The 20,585-nt window shown below is 56.5% G+C and carries 17 protein-coding genes; 5 read left to right on the top strand and 12 right to left on the bottom strand.

The annotated features are described in order from the left end of the window. Window positions 1-679: 679 nt before the first annotated feature. The 4 genes from HY298_11120 to HY298_11105 all read right to left on the bottom strand — a co-directional run bounded on the left by HY298_11120 (window position 680) and on the right by HY298_11105 (window position 6,297). Window positions 680-1,447: a PEP-CTERM sorting domain-containing protein gene (locus HY298_11120; GenBank protein MBI3850808.1), complete on the bottom strand. Its 768-nt coding sequence runs from the start codon at window positions 1,445-1,447 to the stop codon at window positions 680-682. Between the two features lie 397 nt (window positions 1,448-1,844). After that, window positions 1,845-3,722, bottom strand: a complete 1,878-nt coding sequence (locus HY298_11115) for a hypothetical protein (GenBank protein ID MBI3850807.1) — start codon at window positions 3,720-3,722, stop codon at window positions 1,845-1,847. Window positions 3,723-3,832: 110 nt separating this feature from the next. Continuing rightward, window positions 3,833-3,976: a hypothetical protein gene (locus tag HY298_11110; protein ID MBI3850806.1), complete on the bottom strand. Its 144-nt coding sequence runs from the start codon at window positions 3,974-3,976 to the stop codon at window positions 3,833-3,835. Between the two features lie 221 nt (window positions 3,977-4,197). Continuing rightward, window positions 4,198-6,297: a vanadium-dependent haloperoxidase gene (locus tag HY298_11105; protein ID MBI3850805.1), complete on the bottom strand. Its 2,100-nt coding sequence runs from the start codon at window positions 6,295-6,297 to the stop codon at window positions 4,198-4,200. Here HY298_11105 and HY298_11100 point away from each other — a divergent pair. From HY298_11100 to HY298_11090, 3 genes are all read left to right on the top strand, one after another. After that, entirely contained in the window at window positions 6,296-8,983 is a 2,688-nt protein-coding gene (locus HY298_11100) for a TIGR03790 family protein (GenBank protein MBI3850804.1), read from the top strand. The genes HY298_11105 and HY298_11100 overlap by 2 nt on opposite strands. 131 nt (window positions 8,984-9,114) lie before the next feature. Then, entirely contained in the window at window positions 9,115-10,488 is a 1,374-nt protein-coding gene (locus HY298_11095; protein MBI3850803.1) for a S8 family serine peptidase, read from the top strand. A gap of 166 nt (window positions 10,489-10,654) precedes the next feature. Next, window positions 10,655-11,134: a hypothetical protein gene (locus HY298_11090; protein ID MBI3850802.1), complete on the top strand. Its 480-nt coding sequence runs from the start codon at window positions 10,655-10,657 to the stop codon at window positions 11,132-11,134. Between the two features lie 52 nt (window positions 11,135-11,186). Here the strand turns inward: HY298_11090 and aceB are convergent, their stop codons facing one another. The 8 genes from aceB to HY298_11050 all read right to left on the bottom strand — a co-directional run bounded on the left by aceB (window position 11,187) and on the right by HY298_11050 (window position 18,093). After that, the gene (gene aceB, locus HY298_11085; GenBank protein ID MBI3850801.1) at window positions 11,187-12,797 is read right to left on the bottom strand and encodes a malate synthase A; all 1,611 of its coding nucleotides are present in this window, start codon (window positions 12,795-12,797) and stop codon (window positions 11,187-11,189) included. 62 nt (window positions 12,798-12,859) lie between these two features. After that, on the bottom strand, window positions 12,860-13,069 hold the full coding sequence (locus tag HY298_11080; protein MBI3850800.1) for a hypothetical protein: 210 nt from the start codon (window positions 13,067-13,069) through the stop codon (window positions 12,860-12,862). Continuing rightward, window positions 13,066-13,503, bottom strand: a complete 438-nt coding sequence (locus HY298_11075; GenBank protein MBI3850799.1) for a hypothetical protein — start codon at window positions 13,501-13,503, stop codon at window positions 13,066-13,068. Before HY298_11075 ends, HY298_11080 begins: the two co-directional genes overlap by 4 nt. 151 nt (window positions 13,504-13,654) lie before the next feature. Next, a complete protein-coding gene (locus HY298_11070; GenBank protein MBI3850798.1) occupies window positions 13,655-14,299 on the bottom strand; it encodes a GAF domain-containing protein in 645 nt (214 codons plus the stop codon). Window positions 14,300-14,475: 176 nt separating this feature from the next. Next, window positions 14,476-15,120, bottom strand: a complete 645-nt coding sequence (locus tag HY298_11065) for a YceI family protein (GenBank protein MBI3850797.1) — start codon at window positions 15,118-15,120, stop codon at window positions 14,476-14,478. Window positions 15,121-15,149: 29 nt separating this feature from the next. Further along, window positions 15,150-16,538 (bottom strand): Gfo/Idh/MocA family oxidoreductase, encoded by a 1,389-nt coding sequence (locus HY298_11060; GenBank protein ID MBI3850796.1) that lies wholly within the window; start codon window positions 16,536-16,538, stop codon window positions 15,150-15,152. A gap of 44 nt (window positions 16,539-16,582) precedes the next feature. After that, window positions 16,583-17,203, bottom strand: coding sequence for a DUF1080 domain-containing protein (locus HY298_11055; GenBank protein ID MBI3850795.1), 621 nt, complete (start codon window positions 17,201-17,203; stop codon window positions 16,583-16,585). A gap of 50 nt (window positions 17,204-17,253) precedes the next feature. Next, entirely contained in the window at window positions 17,254-18,093 is an 840-nt protein-coding gene (locus HY298_11050; GenBank protein MBI3850794.1) for a ThuA domain-containing protein, read from the bottom strand. 160 nt (window positions 18,094-18,253) lie between these two features. Here HY298_11050 and HY298_11045 point away from each other — a divergent pair, with 160 nt between their 5' ends. Together HY298_11045 and HY298_11040 are read left to right on the top strand one after the other, a co-directional pair. Next, window positions 18,254-19,669 (top strand): ROK family protein, encoded by a 1,416-nt coding sequence (locus tag HY298_11045; protein ID MBI3850793.1) that lies wholly within the window; start codon window positions 18,254-18,256, stop codon window positions 19,667-19,669. 6 nt (window positions 19,670-19,675) lie between these two features. Continuing rightward, window positions 19,676-20,536, top strand: a complete 861-nt coding sequence (locus HY298_11040) for a PIG-L family deacetylase (protein MBI3850792.1) — start codon at window positions 19,676-19,678, stop codon at window positions 20,534-20,536. Window positions 20,537-20,585 lie beyond the last annotated feature (49 nt).

The raw sequence follows: 20,585 nt of genomic DNA, 5'->3' as shown, positions 1-20,585 counted from the left end.
GTTGCTCCGACTCGTCTCGGCCCTGCTCCAGGAAACCAGTGAAGTCTGGGAAACCGGAAAAGTTTACCTCAACATGGAATGCCAAACCTAGCCCTCAGTTTGATGCTCAACAAATTTACAGAAAAAGAATTGCGCCGCCCATCGCGAAGGCGAGGAGTCCAATGATTGTGAGGGTGTAGATGTTTTTCATAAGTTTGAATCTAGGTTCAGTTACACCGTTGCCCAAAACAAATGCCATTGCAAGCGATTTCATTAACCCTCAATTGGTTTTCCATTGCTCTTTTGTGTTCAGTTATTTTCAGGCCACAAAATTTCGCGCTACGTAGAATTCAAGTTTGGGTAGAACCTTCGCCACAGTCTCGATGCTAAACCTCACTCCCAATTCAGGTGTTAGAAGGACTGGCGTGTTGAATCCGACGCGAGTCGTAAATCTCATCAGGCTTGGCGACATTGCCAAAGGTGGTTCGTCTCCGCATCAACGCAAATCTGCTCAACCTCTTGAAAGCAAAGGCGGAGTCAACCGGGGTCAGAAAATTTTACGAAATCCCTGAAGGTGGGCACAGAGCGGAGACTGAAACATCAAGGCCTGCGGGACTTCACTGGCGGTAAGCCTGTCGGTGCCGTCGTGGGTGCCGGGCGTCCCGAGCAAAAGTAGTCGGGGTAAAAGATGGCCTGTCCATCAACACCATCGCCGCGTCCATCTGCGCACCGCGCACATCAAACTGCCCAAGATCAGCAAAGACACCGTTCCCGGCTCCGGCACGGCGGTGATGCTCAGCAGCGGTCGATTGGCTGCCGTTCCAAACTCGCGCGAATTAAAGAGATAACTCACCGAGCCATCCGCAGCCAGAAGGCGAAGACTGACGAGATCGCCGGCCAGGAGATCGGCCGTGAAACCACTGGTCAAGTTGAGCGCGTAAATGAACGCGCCACTGCTTGCGCCACTGTAGCTGAATGTTCCCAGCGCTTCGTCCGCCGTTGGATTGATGAAAGACCCTTGCAAGCTGGAGTACGTGATGCCCGCGCTCCCAGGCGCGTTGGGGGTGCCGGTGCCTTCGGTCCAACCATCATTTTGCATCCAGTTCACGGCAAACGAGCCGGCGCTGTTCGCGTTGAAATTGGTGTTGTTCACCGCGGTGGCGGTGAGTTGCAAGCTCACTGATTGCAAGCTCCACAAACCCGCGCCGTAAAGACCGTCGAAGGTGGTCTTCGCGCTGCTCGTATCAAAACGCAGCACGGATTGAAATTCGCCCTTGGGCAAGCCCACCGCCGACAACCCGATTGAACCGCCACCGCCGTAATTGTTCGTGCTGAGATTATTCGCAGGCCCAGTGGTGACGAACGCGTCTGCGGCCGGGTTCAAGTTTACCGCCGCCGCGCGAACCGTGGAGCCGGAGGCCAGCGTGATCACCAGGACGGAAACAGTCGAGAGCCAGAACTTACTCATTCGCATGTGCGGGTGTTTATCATTCGCTCCCGAGCTTTGCAAGAATTCTCGTGCGTCGGAACAACTAGTCATCGGGCGTCGGCGACATCTCGTTTGTAGATTTCAGCGTGCTGGTGAATCCACGCCCGCTGAGCGGGTCAGGGCAATGCCCATGACTTGGGAAACACGTTTCAAACCGGAGAGTCAGTCCCTTTTTTCAGCGCTCTTTGACCATACCAGCGCTTCAAGGTTTTTCGCGCCCCTGTTCATCTGGATTAAGCGGCTATTGTTCGAAGCAACCATCATGCTCAACTTGAGCCTTCCCCAAAGACAAGTCCACCACGCACATTGCTGCGCGTGGTGGACACTTACAACTTAACTGAACCCCTGACCACTTCGAGGCAGAGGGGTCTGACGCTTATCGCCTGGCGCGATAGAACTTTGTACCGGATCCTGCCGCCTCACTAAAAGTTCCGAGATAGTTGCCCGTTGACGTCCAAACCGGGCTGCTAAGACTCGGCGAAGACTCGAGCACTCCACCGTTGGCCCATTTGACGGTGACCACACCACCAGAAGCTGCTACGCTGCTAATGACAGGGGCAGGCGTGGTGGGAGCGATGTCGTAGAACGCGATGTTGTCCACACCCCATTCCCAACCACACGAGCCGTAGTGATTGAAACGAAGGCGAACTTGACTCTTCTTGCTTGCGGCTGGCAGACGAATCGCTTCCACCTTGCGGGCGGCCACCGAGTCGTTTCGTTCCGCGATATACGGTGCCAACGCGGCTGAGATAGGTGTCAGGAGCACATCCCCGAACTTTTGACCGAGCGGCCCGGAGCTAATCCAATCGCGGGTAGTTGGGTCTTGAACAACCGGGAATTTCGCGACATCGGTCCAGACATTGGTCAGGATTTTCACGGCGTCATAGGACCCGTCCGCATTCAGGAAGGTGCGGTTATTGTTAAAGCAGAGGAGGGCTGGCAACCAGGTCGCACCGTTATCAACTGAGTATTCCAAGGCGTCTTCTTCTCCGTTTCCAGACATTCTAAGACCACTGGAGAAGGTCAACACGGGATTGGTCACGGTGGACAGGTTGAATGGTGCACTGACTGCGATTTGAATTTGAGGGACACTGACGTTAGTGCCGCCAATGGGGTCAGTAGCATTTCGCGCACGCCCGTCGGAAGCCGCAAAAAGCAAATTATTCGACATCCAATTGTCAACATTGGTCAACGGTATCCCGTTGATCGTTTGGGCCGTGTTGTTGAGCATCACCTCATCCTCGAGGGGAAATACCGTGTTGGTGGTGATCATGACCCAGTTCACGAAGGGGTCATTCGCCACGTCTGTAAGATCCCAAACCCCAAATCCCGCAGGTGGAGTTTGTTCGAGCCAGGTGTAATTTGTCGCCGTCCAACCCGGGGGCACCGTAGTCGCCGGACTGGTCGCTTCCGGGTATGAATCGAAGTTTTCCCCCGTGACCGGACTGACTGGTAGCACCAGGTTTTCAAAGTTGACAAATGCCCATCCCTGGGTGCGCGAATACGTTCCCCCGTCGTTGTACTTGAGCACGGCCGTATGACCCTCCCCGGCGACGAACAGTCCACTCGGGACGCCTGAAGCCGCGGTCACCGTGCTTCCTGCGCGAGTGATTGTGAGCGCTGCGGGACTTCCGTCGATTTCAAGGGTAATGGAGTTAGTATTGACCGCGGTTGTCCCGTCTGCCAAGACCACAGTCACTTTATTTTGGACGGCCTCTATTTGCCGCGGCACGGGCAGAGGAGTCACACTTTTGACGAACGGGGTCACCGTAGCCCCGGATAGCTCGCGATAGGCCGGGATGCCACCATTGGCAATATCGTTGACGAGCACCCTGGTCGTGGGGGCCAGCGAATCTGCGGTGTACCATTCAACATGGGAATCCCCGCCACCATTCTCCCAGATGACGCGGAAAGGATACGTGCCGGCCCCTCCTGGTGGCACCACAAACGCGAACACCAAATCTCCAGCACCACCGGGGCGCTCACCCACCAGACTCCTGGTAAATATGTCCTGAGGATTTGTGCCCGACTGGACCCCGAAACCGTCATCGCTTCTCACACCCATGTAGTTGGTGCCGGCCGGAAGCGTGAGGTAGCTGAGAATCTCCGCCGACTGGCCATCCGTGGACGCAGTCAAGTTGATGCCCGGTTCCAGTTGGTCACCGGCAAAGTATCCAGAAGCGCCACCATCGGTTTTGGACAAATTGATGACGTTGGTAATTTCAAAAAACAACAAACCATTGGGCGTAGTCACAGGCGCCGCATTCGTGATCCCCGCGCCAACGGTATCCGGGTCGCCAAGATTTGGGTACGCTGACTGCCCAGCCAAGTCGCTTTCGGTCCTCGTGTTGTTGTTGCCCGTATTCACGCCGGATCCAACGTAACTTGAGCCGGCAAAGAGCCAGTCCAGAGAGTGGCCAGGGCCAGACCGATCGCCAGACTGTGTTGAAACGCTTTTTCGTTTGAAGCTACGCGTTTCACGAGGGAGTGTTTTTTGGTAGTGTTCATTTTTGATTTTTGTTGAGGAACTTCGTGGTGTGGTGAGTAATCAATGGTTCTTCTGGTTTTGCATTTTTTGCGCTGAGTGATGGCAATTTGAGGCTAGGTCAGAATTAATGTCAAGAACTTATTTTTGATTTTAGATTTTATGCTGTCAAATCCTGAAAGGGTAAGGGTGACGCGGGCCTCGAAAACCCACCAAATTGTCCATCAGTCTGCCTCAAGACACTTCACGGCGCGGAGGCGCGGAGCACGCGGTACAACTTGGCGGAGTTAGCGACATTGTCAGTGCGGACCATCGATGTATCATAGGCCTGGACAAATCCAGCCGGATCATCGGCAAATGACTGGAGCAGGTCTGAGGTGGATTGCAGCTTGTAGAAGAAACCGCGCACCGTATCGAAGCGCAATTCACAACCCGTGGGATCCAAAGGCCGGATGGTCAGAGCGAAGGGCACCTGGGCAATGGACCCGTCAAAATACTTTTGCGCCAGCGCCCAAACACCTTTGCCACACTGCGCGCCGGTGCGGCGACCGGGAAAATCATCCGCCGGCGGATGAATGCCGCCAAAGATCCGGGAAATGCCAGCCTGATCCGCCGCATCGTAATAGGTCGCACACTGCAACTGGACGGGCTGGCTTGGTCCGTTTTCAAAAGCAAGTCCCGTCGATGTGTTCGCAACCGCAATGTCCGCCACAAAGAGGCCACCGGGAAAATAAGGCGTGCCCGTGATGGCCGCGAGAACTTCCGCCGCTGACCGACTGAACGTGCTGTGGCCCGAAATGTACCCGGGAAAAGCGGGGGTGACAAAGGTGGCCTTTTGATACGGCACCCAACTCTCGCCGTGAATCCATTTGACGCCACTGTGCTGCGTGACGGGGTTGGTAGGCCCGCCCGGCCAGTTGTAAACTGCGATTTTGCCGACGGTCAGGCCAGCGTGCCGACCTGACGCCACCGTGTTGCTGGTGACGAGTTCAATCAGTTCCGGAATCAGCGGCAGACCATTGGGGTTATACGAAGGGCTGCTCGGATCGCTGGACTGACCTTGCAACGCCATGTAACGAACCGCGCTGATTGGACGCCAGCCGTCGTAGTAGCGTTTGAGCGACCAGGCGGCGCAGGCCGCATCATGCACGGCGGCGTTCAAAGCGAAATACAACTTCACATCCCACTCCAGATCGTTCAGCACCGGACCCGTGCCACCGAGGCGTTTGACGAAGTTGGTGTTGTCGCTCACGTTGTTGGCGATCACGTTCCAATGGCCCGGCGGAGTTTCGGAGCTGGGGCCGTCCGCCCAGAATTCAGCGAGCACGCGCGCGAAGTCACCGCGTTTCACCAGGTTCGATGGATAGGGTTGCCCTGTGTATGGATTGATGGGATGCCCGGTGCCATCATTGGCGCCGAGAGTATTGTTTCCGAAAGCCGTGGGCGAAATGTCCACCATCACTCCGTCGTCGGGCGTGAGTTGACTGCTTTTGCGAATCATTTCCACTACCGAGTTTCTAAACTCGGCATCACCAACTCCGCCGAGATGCGGCGGCGGCCCGGCCAGATCAATCCAAGACAGCGTCGGATCAGTGCGGGTCAGCGCAAAGGGCCGCACCCCGAGCCATTGCGCACCGAGGTAAGTTTGAATGGGGCCTGTGGGAAAACCGTTTTGATCCACTCCGTTGACGACTTGCAACCGCTGCCAGCGATTAATGTCCACCACGGTATGGCCGGGACCGTTTGTGCCCTCAGAGCCATCGTCAATGCCAGGCAGGGAAGTGGCCAACGGCGGATTGATATAAATGTATCCACCCTGATTGGTCGGATAATCCGGGTAAGGCGCTGTCCGTGTGCCATTGGTTTGCCGCGCGCCGTCGTTGATGAACCAGGCGGAAACGGCGTCATACACAGAATTACCAACACCCGCCGGCGTGGAAGTATCGCGCGAGACATTATTGGTGTCGTAGCCAAGCGCCGTCATCTGCGCGTCGTCCAAATAGAGCGTGTTGCTGAAAGTCTTGGAATAAAAATGGCGTTCCTTGAGCATCCGGTAAGCCGCGTAGCTGATCGCTTCGTTGCGGGCCGCCAACAAATTCGTGGCCGCATGTTTGGCGTGATAAACATAACCTACCGCCACGCTGTCGTAGGCCGCCCAAGCATCGTACATGCAAACCGAAAGACTGAAGAGATTGCGCGCCTGTGCCGGCGGATGCGGCGTGTCGGCGCGTATGGCGGCGAGCGCCCGTTCGTCCCAGACGCGGGCGACGCTGTTGGTGGCGTGGGCCTGACTGATGACACTGAGGCTAAAGGTGAGAAATAAAACAAGTCGCAATATTTTCATGAAAACAGAACCCAATACCATTGCCGGCTTTGGATGTAAAGAAAATTCACCGTGGCGCACGGCGACTGGACCTCGACTCTCGCTTTACGAATTTGCCTTTCAAGACGAAGATGGGCCTGTGAAACAATTGGTAATTTTTTTGCTGACGACTCTTTCAGTCGTCTCACTGCCCTCCTCGCTTTGGGCTGCCGGAAGTGGATTAAACGTCGCCCTGGTCGTGAATCAAACCAGCACCAACTCCGTACAATTGGGCAATTACTACGCCGAACAGCGGCAACTCCCGCCACAAAATATCGTGCGCATCAACTGGACGGGTGGCAACGCGATCTGGACGCGCGGACAGTTTGAAACGAATCTCGCCACCCCGCTCAGGAACACGCTGACCGCGCGCGGTCTGACCAATCAAATCGATTTCGTTTTGCTTTCAATGGACATCCCGTATCGCGTCGCAGACACCAACGGCCTCAACAGCACCACGTCGGCTCTCTTCTACGGCTTCAAGGCCGACACCACACCGCCACCCAACACACCCGATTCCTGCTCTTTGCCTGACAACAGCTCGAATGCTTACGCTGGCAGCGAAGACCTTTTCCGCAACGTCGCACCGGGCAGCGACACCAACACTTACCTCGTCACGATGATCACCGCCAGCAACCTCGCGCAAGCCAGACTCATTATCGACCGCGGTCTTGCCAGCGACGCCACTTTTCCCACCCAAACCGTCCTGCTCGCCAAGAGCAGCGACCCGGCGCGCAATGTCCGATACTCAACTTTCGACAATGCCGTGTTCAATACCCGGCTCCGCGGCAATTATTCCACGCAACGAATCATTTCCGACTCACCTCTTGGCCAGACCAATTTGCTCGGTTATCAAAACGGACTCTATCAATTCAATATTTCCCCCAACGCGTTTATACCGGGTGCCATGGCCGACAGCCTCACTTCGTTCGGCGGAATTATTCTTGAACCGAACGATCAGACCACCATCCTGAAGTTTCTGTACGCGGGTGCGACCGCCGGCTACGGAACGGTCGTGGAGCCGTGCAACTACCTGCAAAAATTTCCTTCGCCCCAGAATTATTTCTACCAGGCACGCGGTTTCAGTCTGGCGGAATGTTACTACCAAAGTCTGACCAATCCATATCAAGGTCTCATCGTCGGCGAACCGCTCGCCGCGCCGTTCGCACAGCCGGCCTGTGGAATGTGGATCAATCTGCCAATCAATGCCCTTCTCACCGGCACCACAAATCTTTCCCTTCAATTCGCCGTCAGCGACGCGCAACACCCGCTTCAGCAAGTCGATCTGTTCCTTGATGGCGTGTTCAGGCAAACGCTCACCAACATCCTGCCGCGTCAGGGCAACGTTCTGTCCGTAACCCTACCCGGACGACCGCCGATGAATTACACGGTGCAAGCAAGCGAAACCATCAAATCTGTCGCTTCGGGTCTGGCCGGAGTTTTGAATTCTCCGTTGAATCAGAACGCCACCAAGGTCCAGGCTTTTCTGCACGGCGATCGCATCGAACTGCAATCCTTCGATCCCAATAAAGTGGGCAACCAGATTCCGATTGCCGTCAGCAATTCCGTTGGAAGTGCGTCGGTGCTGACGACGTATGTCGCGGCCAGCCGCAGCAACTTTCTTGATTCGATTGCGTGGGGCATTCGCAGTTTCAATGTGGCCGGCACGCTGGTGCTGGGCGACGTGCTCCAGCTTGACGTGACCAAAACGAATGGCGCATCGGTCACCGTAACCGTGACGAACAATTCGGGCAGCGGAGCCATCTCCGGCTTTGTCCAGCAACTCGCGAATGCCATCAATGCCACGCCCCAACTTCAGGGCGACGATGGCCTCGCTGCCGAGGACGTGACCGACGGTATCGCCGGCAGCGCGGACTTTAATCTGCGCGCGCGCGGGATAGGATATGCCGCGTCGCAAATTCAGGCGACTCTCACCGGCACCTTCCTTATCACGCCCGCCGGGCCACAAACACTCGACGAGAATCTTTCTGATCTTCAACCGCGCAATCATTTCTACATCTCCGCTGGGGTGACGAATCTCTCCCTCAGCTTTCCGCTCAACACCACCCCGCTGGCCGACGGGTATCACGAACTCACCGCCGTCGTTTACGAAGGCAGCCATGTGCGCACGCAAAAACGCATCACGCAAACCGTCCGTGTCCAAAACATGCCGCTTGCTGCCACGTTCATGAGTCTTCCCGGTGGCAGCAACATCGCCGTCGGAGCGACGCTGCAATTCACCGTCACTGCCAACACCACCAACATTGCCAGGACGGAACTGTTCAGCACCGGCGGTCTGCTGGCGACGGTTTCGAATCAATCCACGGCCAACTTTTCCGTAGTCGGCACGAATCTCGATCTCGGCTTGCATCCGTTTTACGCGCTCGTCACCGCCAACGACGGAAAACAATATCGCACGGAGACGAAGTTCATCCGGCTCGTCGTCGGCGATTCGTCTTTCCCGATTCAGCTCACTGGACCCTCGCCATTCCTGCTCTCCTGGCCTGCCATTGCTGGTCACTCTTACGATGTTTTGAGCGCCAACAACATCACGAACACGTTTCAACTCCGCGACACAATCGTGCCCACCAACGTCGGCACTTATCAATGGATCGAAACCAACCCCAATTCTCCGCAACGTTTCTATCGCGTCCGCGTTTCACCTTGAGTACATTGCGCCTCGCGACTGTCGAACAATTGACGATGAACCTACGCCACGAAAACCAAATTGCGGCCTCCCGGGATGTTCGAGTTCAGCCTTTAGGCTGCCGGAGCACGCTAAAGCGTGAACTCCAACGCGTGGGTTTCACTGCGGCCTGCCTTGGTTTCATACTCGTCACTGCTCCCCTCGTCCACGCCGCCGATTCCCTCACTTGGCGGGGAAAAGAAAACCGTGTGGACGCGGAAATCCAATCGTGGGACCTGGAAAAGTTGTTGCAAAAAATCACCACCGCCACCGGCTGGCAGGTTTATGTCGAACCCGGGACGACCCATACCTCTTCAGTCACATTCAAGAATCTCCAGCAAGGCGATGCGCTCCGCTCGCTGCTGGGCAATTTGAATTTTGCGCTGCTACCCCAGACCAACGGCAGCCCGCGGCTGTTTGTCTTCAGCACTTCGTTGCAGGAAGCCACGCAACTCGTCCGTGTCCCCGCCAAGACTACCGCGTCCGGCTCTGCCAAACCAATCCCCAACGAACTGATCGTGGCGATGAAGCCCGGCTCGAAGATGAGCATCGACGACCTCGCCCGTCTGCTCGGTGCCAAAGTCATCGGCCGCATCGACGGTCTTCACGCGTACCGTCTCCAGTTTGAAAACGAAGCCGCCGCCCAGGCCGCGCGCGAATCGCTCGCCAACAATCCGGACGTCGCCCAGGTGGATTACAACTATCCCATCGAACGCCCCGCGCCCGCCGAACAGGTGCTGGCCAGTTCCTCACCTCCGATTCAATTAAAGCCGAGGGTGCCCGGCGACACCGGCCGTCTCATCGTCGGCCTGATCGATACGCAGGTGCAGTCGCTGGGTGGCGGACTCGATGCCTTTCTCCTCCCATCGATCGCCGTTGCTGGTGAATCGCAATCGAACTCGGGGCTGCCGACCCACGGAACGTCGATGGCCGAAACCATTCTGCGCAGCCTGGATGGAATGCTCAGCGGCAGCAGTTCCGTCCAGATTCTTCCCGTCGATGTTTACGGAAAAAATGTGATGACGACCACGTTTGATGTCGCCTATGGGATTTATCAGGCCGTCAACGCCGGCGCCAATCCGATCAACCTCAGCCTCGGCAGCGGCGGCGACAGCACCTTTCTGCACAACGTCATTCAAAGCGCCTCTCAGCAAGGCGTGCTCTTCTTTGCCGCCGCTGGCAACAGTCCCGTCACCACGCCGACCTACCCGGCCGCGTATCCGGAAGTCGTCGCCGTGACGGCGGGAGATCGCAAGGGCCAGATCGCCAGCTACGCCAACCGAGGCAGCTTCGTCGATATCGTCGCGCCCGGCTCCAGCATCGTTTACTTCAACGGACAGGCGTTTTATGTCAGCGGCACGTCGGCGGCCACTGCGTACGCCACCGGCATGGCCGCGGGCCGCGCCGAACAAACCGGCCAGACACTTTCCAAAGTCGAGGCTGACATGCTCAAAACACTGGCGGTGAAACCCGCGTCTTCTCCTTGAGGCCGTTGCCACCCGTAAAGCGGCTGAGAGCTCACGAGTAAATCGGGCTGGAGCGAAACGTGGCGGTAATCTTCTGGACAACCTAACCCTTTCGAGCGGAAATCTTTGAGCAATGAAACTTGATAAGTTGCAAGTTCGCATCTTGCTTATAGGTTAAATCACGGATATGCATGCTCGCACTTCAGCAATTCTTGTAACCGCATCGGCGGTCGCGATGAGTTATATCATTCTCATTGTTGGAAGCATGCTCCCACGCTTTTTTGCAGTCAGTTACAAGCTCAGTTCTCCCGCCGAAGTTCAGGACTTTATGCAGGGTCCTACTCGTTTTGCGGTCGCATACTCTTGGGCTTTCGCATTGGCAATCGGGTTGATAGGCGTTGTCACTGCTACTTTATGTTATCGCTGTCCGACTCGGACATCCCAGCTCACTGTGCTCGGCTTGTGTGCGCAGGCTGCTTTGCTTTGGGTGGTCATGTTCTGCTATTGCTACGACGGCTTCTGTGGACCGATGAGTCTGCATCATGGACCAAATTTCGAGTTGCCACAGTTTGTACTGTTTGAATTCGGGGTATTTCCCGTCACCTTTGTGATGTTGACTGTAACGATCCTCACCGCGCTGACTAAAGGCCGATACGGAAACGTCTGATGGCTAAGTACCCGCGGATGGAGCTGTCCTTTTCGAATCGCTAACCTTCAGCTTAGTCTAACAACTCATACGCCGGCAACGTCAAGAACTCGGCGAACTCTTTGGCTTTCGACATTTCGCTGAACAGCTTCGCGGCGCGGGCGTAGTTACCGGCCTTGAACCGCGCGCTTCCGACCTCCCTTTCGATACGCGCCATTTCCTGCGGTAAAATCTCGTCGTAAAGCTGCGTGGTGATTTTGCGGCTAGTGGGGCAGGCTTCCAGCCTGCCTGCCTCGGATAATTCGGCGTTGTGCGCGAGCCATTGCCAGATTTGCGCCCGGGAAATTTCGGCGGTGGCGGCGTCTTCCATCAGGTTGTAAAGCGGCACGCAGCCATTGCCACCGAGCCACGCTTCGAGATATTGCACGCCCACACGAATGTTTCCGCGCAAGCCGTCTTCGGTGATCGTGCCGGTCGGGACGGCGAGCAAATCTTTTGCGGTCACGTTCACGTCGTCGCGCTGTTTGGAAATGTGATTCGCGGTCGGCATGTGTTTGTCGAACGCCTTCAGCGCGACGGGCACGAGGCCGGGATGCGCGACCCATGTGCCATCATGACCGTCGCCGGCTTCGCGTTCCTTGTCGGCGAGGACGCGGGCAAGCGCGGCTTCGTTCGCCGCCGGATCGCTCTTGATGGGAATCTGCGCCGCCATGCCGCCCATCGCGTGCGCGCCGCGACGATGACAGACCTTGATGACGTTCAGGCAATACGCGCGCATGAACGGCGAGGTCATCGTGACCTGCGTGCGGTCGGGGAACGTGAAGCCGGGGCGGTTGCGGAATTTTTTGATGAAGCTGAAAATGTAATCCCAGCGCCCGCAATTCAGCCCCGCCGAATGTTCGCGCAGCTCGTAAAGTATTTCCTCGGTCTCGAACGTGGCGAGAATCGTCTCGATCAAAACCGTCGCGCGAATCGAGCCGCGCGGAATCTTCAGCGCGTCCTGTGCGAAATTGAAAACGTCGTTCCAAAGCCGCGCTTCGAGATGGCTCTCCATCTTCGGCAGATAAAAATACGGGCCGCTGCCGCGCTTCAACAACTCGGCGGCGTTGTGAAAGAAATACAGGCCGAAATCGAACAGGCTGCCGGAAATCGGCTTGCCATCCACGAGAACGTGCTTCTCCGGCAAATGCCAGCCGCGCGGACGAACGAGCAACGTCGCGGTCTGCGCGTTGAGCTTGTATTGCTTGCCATCGGGATTGCTGAACGAAATTGTGCGGCGCACCGCGTCGCGGAGATTTGCCTGGCCTTCGATAATATTTTTCCAAGTCGGCGAAGTCGCGTCCTCGAAGTCGGCCATGAAAACTTTCGCGCCGGAATTGAGCGCATTGATGACCATCTTGCGATCCACCGGCCCGGTGATTTCCGTGCGGCGATCCTGCAAGTCAGCGGGAATCGGAGCGACACGCCAGGATTTGTCGTCGCGAATGGACTTAGTCGCCGCAAGAAAATCCGGCATCGCGCCGTTATCAATTTCCGTCTGCCGTTCGACGCGGCGGGCGAGAAGTTTCTGGCGCGTCGGTTCAAACTCGCGGACGAGATTTGTCACGAAGCTTAATGCGTCGAGCGTCAGTATTTGCGCTGCGTTGGAATCAATCGCCGGCTTGATTTCCATTTCCGGAGACATTTTGGATTGTCGTTAGTGCGCGATTTTACTTTTCCAACTTCAAGACGTGCGGCGCAGTGAAACTACGCCGCAGGGACGGCGCGTTCAACGGGAAGCGACCAAAGATAATCGCGCACTTCCAGGTTCATCCGGTCTATCTCGGCAAGGAATCCAGCGGCGGACAGACGGTAGTTCTCGCTGTCGGTTGCCGTCTGGCGAATCCGCGCGACTTGTTGCTCCAACTGGCGGATGCGCGCCTGGGTGACTTCCAATTCCCGGTCATTGCTGATCATGTTTTTACCTCCACGATGCCACGTTTGCCGCCGTCGCGTTTGATCTGCCAGTGGGAGAGAGTCACTTCCTCTCCGCCGAGCGCGGCGGCGCGGCGAATCCAAAACACGCTCGCGCCGAGGAGATTCTGCGCGACGGCGTGATCGAACACCAGACGGGCTTCGGTTGAAACTTGTCGCACGTCAAATGAATCGTCCATCAGCAGAAAAATGTCAACGTCGTTAGGCTCAGGTTTGCCCGTGATGAACGAACCGAAGACGATAAACCGCGCTAGATGCCCCGTGGATCGGGCCAGCGCGTGAATTCGTTCCAGCCGCCGGGCGATGACCGCGCGGCGCGGGGATTTACCGAAACGAGCGAGAACAGCTTCAAGCGTCGCCGCGTGGATGCCCTCGGGCAGATCACCGCGTTGGTTGAAGTCAGGCAATTCTTTCATTGTTTCAGTTCGCTGCCTGGCCATCCTCGCATCGCTTTCGCTAAATCGTGGTCACGCGAAATTTACTCTGCCAATTCTGCCAGCTTGTGCGCCAGCACGGTCAGGCCATTCTTAATCTGTCCCGGAGAGGAATACTCGTCGCGGCAATCGCTCATCGGCCCGATTTCCTTGCGGTTTGGCGTTTCGTTTTGTTGAGGCGGGCCTCGTACCTTGCGAGTTCGCGGTGGGCTTTCATCAAATCGGAACGCACCTTCTGCAGATCGCGTTCGATTTTGGCGCGTTCCTCTCCAGCGCGGACAAGTTCCATGGAATGACGACGCAGTTCGAGTTGAGTAGTCACGTGCCGCGCAAGGACGCGCAACGCCTGCTTCTGTTGCGGCCTCAAATCGCGAGGGATTTTATCGATCACACAAAGTGTGCCGAGGGCATGACCGTCGGGCGTAATCAAGGGCGCACCGGCATAAAAACGAATTTTTGGCTCGGAAGTCACCAGCGGATTATCGGCGAAGCGTTTGTCCTTGAGCGCGTCGGGAATGATGAACAAGTCGGTCTGCAAGATGGCGTGCGCACAGAAGGAAACATCGCGCGAGGTTTCGTTGACGCTGATGCCGACCTTGGATTTGAACCACTGGCGGTTTTCGTCCACAAGGCTGATCAAAGCGATGGGCGCTTCACAAATGTGCGCGGCCAGCGCGGTGAGGTCGTCGAACGCTTCCTCGGGCATCGTGTCGAGCAATTCGTATTGCCAGAGGATTTTGAGGCGCTTCTTTTCGTTTTTGGGTGATGGCGCGATCATGGATGATGTAAGCTTGTTTTGTTGAGCGCGAAGATATGTTTCCAGCGCGGAAAATCAATTCATCTTTGAAGCCTTGCGGAAACGGCGGCCAAATCTGACCCTGGCATTATTTCTCAACAAAGACCAGATCCAGAACGGCGCGCCCGGAGGTCACACCCTACCTGCCGCGAACGATTTTACTTCGCTGTCGCGGCGCGCTGTGAAGTGATCCATTCAAAGCTGATCTTCACGTCGTTCCCGGTCTTGATCAAACCCAGGCCGATCTTGGGAGCCGGGGGCGTGACGCCGTAATCGGTCATCTTGATCGGAGTTGAGCCGCTGAATTTCAACTTGGTTTTCTCGGCGCGCTCCATCGTGACCAACATCGCAATCTTGTTCGTGACACCAGCAACGATCAGGTCACCCTTAGTGTCGAATTGATACGGTCCATCCGGCGACTTGGGCGCTTCCTTGAGCGACATTTCCGTGAGGCGATATTCGATCTTGGGATGGACGTCCTGCTTCATGGCCTGTTGCATGACTGAGTCCATGGACGCCTTGCCGCTCTTGAGCGAGCGCACGGGAATCATCACTTGCGCGCGGGCGCCGACTTTACCCGGCTTGGGCGACGCGTCGAAGGCAGGATCGAGTTCCACGTAACCGCCGATGATCTGCCCATCCATCGTCCAATCGTGAATGGTGGAGGTGCCTTCGATTTTCACCTTGCTGCCGGTGGGTTGGGCGTCGTAACGCGTCCAGTTGTCCGCAGCCTGAACGGCAGCGGCCAACATCAACAAGGCGGCGGTGAAGTTGCGTGTGAACCGTAAGTAATTCGTTTTCATAAAAATTGTTTTGTGGAGTTGGCGGCACGTCAACCGAGTTCAAACCACTCTTTCTGAAATGTCACCTTCTGCCCTTTGAGGATGGCTTCGTTGGCTTTGAGGGCGGTGACGGTGGCTTCGAGACCTTCTTTGTAGCCGGCCCACGGTTTATCCAGCATAAGTGTCTTCTTGATCCCAGCCAGGTATTCGGCCAAGGCCTTCTTGTCGGACACATCATACGTGGAGGCAAAATCCTCCACGGCAGTGCTGATGGCGGTGCTGCTGCTGATGAAAGCTTCCAGCGCAAAATGCAATGGAGTCTCCTCAGCCGGGCCGGCATCTTCGGTCGCTTTCTTGCCCAGGTCCTTGAGTTTGGTGGCGTTGGCGACGAGCGCAATGCCATTCTCTTTGTAGAACGTGTCCTTCCGCGCATAAACCTCCCAGCCGAGCAGCGGTGAATCCACTTCCTTAAACATCCACGCCTTGCTGTCGCGAATCATCAGCGCGGCGTCCGTGCCGTAATACATCTCGTACTCGGCATCGAAGGAATTCGCCAGCGTGCAGTCGTAGGTCAGCCGCACGTCGCCGGGATACTCGACGACCACTTGAACGGTGTCCGGCACATCGCGTCCGTCGTTCCACTTGATGAGGCCGCCGAAGCCGGTGGTCGACACCGGGTGCGCGTTGATGAACCAGGACGCCATGTCCAATTGATGAAGTCCGATCTCGCCGATCAATCCGGGCGAAGTTGCCCGGCTCAGACGCCAGTTCATCAATTTTTCCTGTTCTGAATTGGATGACGTGCGCCGCCAGCTTTGTTTCTTGTGCCATTGGGCGCGGGCCATGGCGGTCTTGCCCATCGCGCCAGTGCGGACAAATTGGAGGAGAAAATGACGCTGCGGGTCCGAGCGCAGTTGCTGGCCGACTTGAAAATGCAATTTGCCGGCGGCTTGAGCGGCTTGCGCAATGGCGCGGGCATCCTCAACCGTGGTGGCCAGCGGCGCTTCACAATAGACATGCTTGCCGGCCTGTAATGCATCAATGACGATGTCCTTGTGAAGATGCGACGGAGTGGCCACGAAAACTCCCTGCACTTCCTTTTTCTCCAAGAGTTTGTGGTAATCGGCGAACGTCTCGGCTTTCGGCGCTGACTCCTTTGAACGGCGCAGGAACGGTTCGTAGCTGTCGCAAATGGCCACGACTGGCGCATTGGGCAGCCGGGACAGTTCCTTCAACAGTTCGCGGCCCCAAACACCACAGCCGATCATGGCGCAGTTCAATGGCGCGCCAGTCGTCTTGTAAGTCGTCCCCTCTTCGGTCTTGGGTTTGTCTTCCGCGCGGAGGGGAACCCCGCCCATCAACATCATCAGTGTGGCGAGCGAACTGCCCTTGATGAAATCGCGCCGGTTTTGTTCGGTGAGGCTGTCTTGCTTCTTCATTCGGGTTTCATTCTACGGACGGCGTGCCCGTCCGCCAGCTTTGATTATTTCAAAATCTTGATCCTGAGGTTGCGGAAACTGACCGTGCCGTGGTCGCCTTGCAGGAAAATCGGTCCGGGCTCATCGACCTTGTCGTCAATCTGGCTGCCGGTGGGCTTGCGGCACTCGACGTTGTCGTGGATTTTGACGCCGTTGAGAGTGACGGTGATCTTGTCGCCGATTATCGTAGCTTCGACCGTCTGCCACTCACCACCAGGCTTGGACGCGAACTTATCCGGTGCTTTGAAATTATAGATGGCGCCATTACCGCCCAGTGCCGTCTTGCCGGTCTTGTAATCGCCAAGGATTTGAATTTCGTGACGACCGCGCAGGTAGAAGCCGCTGTTCGAGCCATCCGGCACCATGAATTCGTAACGGACGGTAAAGTCCCGGAATTTTTCTTCGGTAACCAGATCGGTGCCGTGTTCGCCCTTATTGACGGTGTTCTTGAGCACGCCGCCCGACAGAACGCTCCAGCTTTGATGGCCGTCGGGACGGCGAAGTTTCCAGCCGGTGAGATCTTTGCCATTGAAGAGCGGTTTGAAACCGGCTTCGTCAGCGGCCAAGACGAAAGAAGATGACGCGAGCAAAGCGCCGAGTGAAAGGAGTGCGAGAGTTTTTTTCATGTTGAATGGTTGTTTGCGAATCTGTCTTTGTTGAGCATGAGACGACGAGGTCACTTTGCCTGCGGAGTGGCGTCGCCGGGTTCAAGGCCAAGCGCCCATTTGATGCCGCCGAGGATCTGCTTCTGATACGCCTCGCTCACTTCAACCGGATTGATGCGGCCTTTCAAGTCGGGATCGGCGTCCCAGATATCCTCCCGATGACCGAGCGAAGTGTAGAAAACTCTGCCCTTCCCGTATTCCTTGCACCAGGAAATGGGGAAATGGCCCGGAGTCTTGTCGTTTGGATGTTTGTCGAGAACGAGCAGTTCGTGAACTTTGGTCGGACTGTAATTTTTGATCAGATAGATTTCTTCCTGTTTCACCTTGAAGGATTCTCCGAAGTGGCGCGTGGCCGGATGCTTCGTGTCTTGCACCAGACATTCCACGCCAACCTGCGCATGGTGTGTCTCGAACTCGCCACCGAGCATTTCAGTGTAGGGATCAATCCCGTTCGTACCGTGAAACGTATCGCTGCCGGAATGCATGGCCACGAACCCCTTCCCGCCTTTGATCGCGTCCAAAAACACCTGCTTGTCCGGCAGCGGCAAAATGCCGGTAGTGTTGGCGAAGATGAAGCCGTCGTAATTCTTCAATGCCGCGGGCGTCATTTTCTCGGCCATGTCTTGATCATTCCGGACGTAATCGACCGTGAACGCGCGGCTCTTGGCGGCCAGCTCGCCAATGACTTTTTCCGCCGTGGGAATGGAACTGTGCCGGAAACCCTTCGTCACCGTCACGACCAGGACGCGTTTGCCGGCCCGTTCTTCCGCCGCACGGGAGCTAATCAAGCAACCCAGGACAACTCCTGCCGCGAGCAGGCCATAGAGGAATCCGACCAATCGTATTTTCATAAGATCAACAGCAACCAAACAGACGCGTCTGCATTAAAGACTTTTGAGGAGGTGATGAAATTCATTTTTTGGGTCTCGGTCAAGGCTGTTCGTAGGGATTTTGGTGAACATTTGGACGCTTGAACCAGGTTTCATTCTGAATTACAACCACGCCCGCTGCATGAATCATAACCACGGCCTTGAGCTCGTTTCTCCGCGAATTACTCCGGTGCTGGATGCGGCTTTCCGTCCCGCAGTGCTGGCCAACCGTGCCTTTCGAGAAGCGGTGCGAGCCTCCAAAACTCCCGTGCCAGTTCGACTCGCCCTGGAACAAGCCGACGGTTCAACCGGCCATTTTGTGACGGAGATTTTTCCCGAAAATCATCCACAAGCCGTTGGCAATTGTTTTTACCTAGAACGTCTGGTGAAATTTCTGCTCTGGTCGCGCGGCGGTTTCCGGATTTACTTGGCCGGGCCAAAATCGCTGGGCGACCAGTTGCAAAAACATTTTTTCGAAACCTCGACGGGCAGATTCGATTCGAATTTGCTGGGAGAAAAAGTTTACGGACGGCCGCTAGAAGTCGTTACAAGCAATGCTGCGGACATCCCGCCCGCGCGAGCCAACACCATCCCGCTGGGTGGCCACTGGGACGGGTGCCGCATCGGCTTCGACCTCGGCGCCAGCGACCGCAAAGTCGCCGCCATCATCGAAGGCAAACCGGTCTTCAGCGAGGAGGTGCTTTGGAATCCAGTACCGCAGATGGACCCGCAGTGGCATTTCGATCAAATCATGGATTCACTCAAACGCGCCGCGGCGCATCTGCCGCGCGTCGATTCGATCGGCGGAAGTTCCGCCGGGATCCTGGTCAACAACCGGGTGAAAGTCGCTTCACTCTTTCGCGGCGTGCCGAGGGAACTTTTCAATCCCCGCATCACGGACATTTTCCTGGAACTGCAAAAGGCGTGGGGCGGCATCCCGTTCGAAGTCGTCAATGATGGCGAAGTCACCGCGCTGGCCGGCTCGATGGCGATCGGACAAAATGCGGTGCTGGGCATCGCGATGGGTTCGAGTCAGGCCGCGGGCTACGTCACGCCCGACGGCAACATCACCTCGAGGCTTAACGAACTGGCGTTCGCGCCAATCGACTACGGCCCGACCGCGCCGGTGGACGAATGGTCCGGCGACCGCGGTTGCGGCGTGCAATATTTTTCCCAGCAGGCGGTCGGGCGGCTGATCCCCGCGGCCGGAATTGAAGTCGATGCGGCGATGCCTTTGCCGGAACAACTGAAACACGTTCAAAGCCTCATGCAGCAAGGCGATGGCCGCGCCCGAAAGATTTACCAGACCATCGGTACCTACCTCGGCTACGGGCTCGCGCACTACGCTGACTTTTATGAGTTCAAACACGTGCTGATTCTGGGCCGTGTAACTTCAGGACATGGCGGCGACATTATCATCGAGAGCGCAAAGGAAGTCTTGCGACTTGAATTTCCTGAGTTGACCAGTCGCGTGGCGTTCCACCTACCTGAAGAAAAGGAGAAACGTCACGGGCAAGCGGTCGCTGCTGCGAGTTTGCCGATCATCAGACAGCCATAATTCCCAATGAACCCATACCAACATCTCGTTTCTGAATACGCCCGCTTTGCCAAAGAGGGAAAAAGTTATCCGCTCGGAAGTTTTCCGCCGTCGCCGCGACCGCAAATTCCGCTGGACGCGCCCAAGGCCTTGATCTTCTCGCCGCACCCGGATGACGAGGTCATCATCGGCGGACTGGCGCTGCGCCTGTTGCGCGAAGCGAAGTGGAATGTCATTAACGTGGCCGTGACACTGGGCAGCAACAAGACGCGCCAAGCGGAGCGATTGCAGGACTTGAAGAATTGCTGCGACTGCATCGGCTTCAAGCTGCTGACGACGACGACGAATGGTTTGGAAAAAGTGAACATCAAGACGCGCGAACACGAACCAGCCCATTGGGCGCAATCGGTGAAAGTCATCGCCGATATTTTGATCGCGCAGCAACCCCGGGTGATTTTCTTCCCGCACGAACTCGACTCGAACAGCTCTCATATCGGCACGCATTTTCTGGTGATGGACGCTTTGAAAAGTTTGCCCGCAAACTTTGCTTGTTACGCAGTCGAAACCGAGTTCTGGGGCCAGATGCAAACGCCGAACCTTATGGTCGAGTCGAGCACGCAGGACGTCGCCGACCTTATCACGGCGCTCACATTTCACGTTGGCGAGGTGAAGCGGAATCCGTATCATCTCTCGTTGCCGGCGTGGATGATCGACAACGTGAGGCGCGGTGGCGAACTGGTAGGCGGTCAGGGTGGGGCGGCGCCGGATTTTGTTTTCGCCACGCTGTATCGGCTGTGGAAGTGGGCGAACGGAAATTTAGAAGGCGTGCATGAAGACGGGCGCTATCTAAGCGCAAACGAAAATCCCGCGCGCTTGTTCAAGTTTTGAAACCGCAGAATAACCCGACTTGGCGGATTCGAGGGAGTAAAATGCGCAA

The sequence above is a fragment of the Verrucomicrobiota bacterium genome, assembly GCA_016200005.1.
GTDB lineage: Bacteria > Verrucomicrobiota > Verrucomicrobiia > Limisphaerales > PALSA-1396 > PALSA-1396.
Note: the sequence above shows the minus strand (reverse complement) of the source record. Positions and strands in the feature narration are given on the sequence as shown.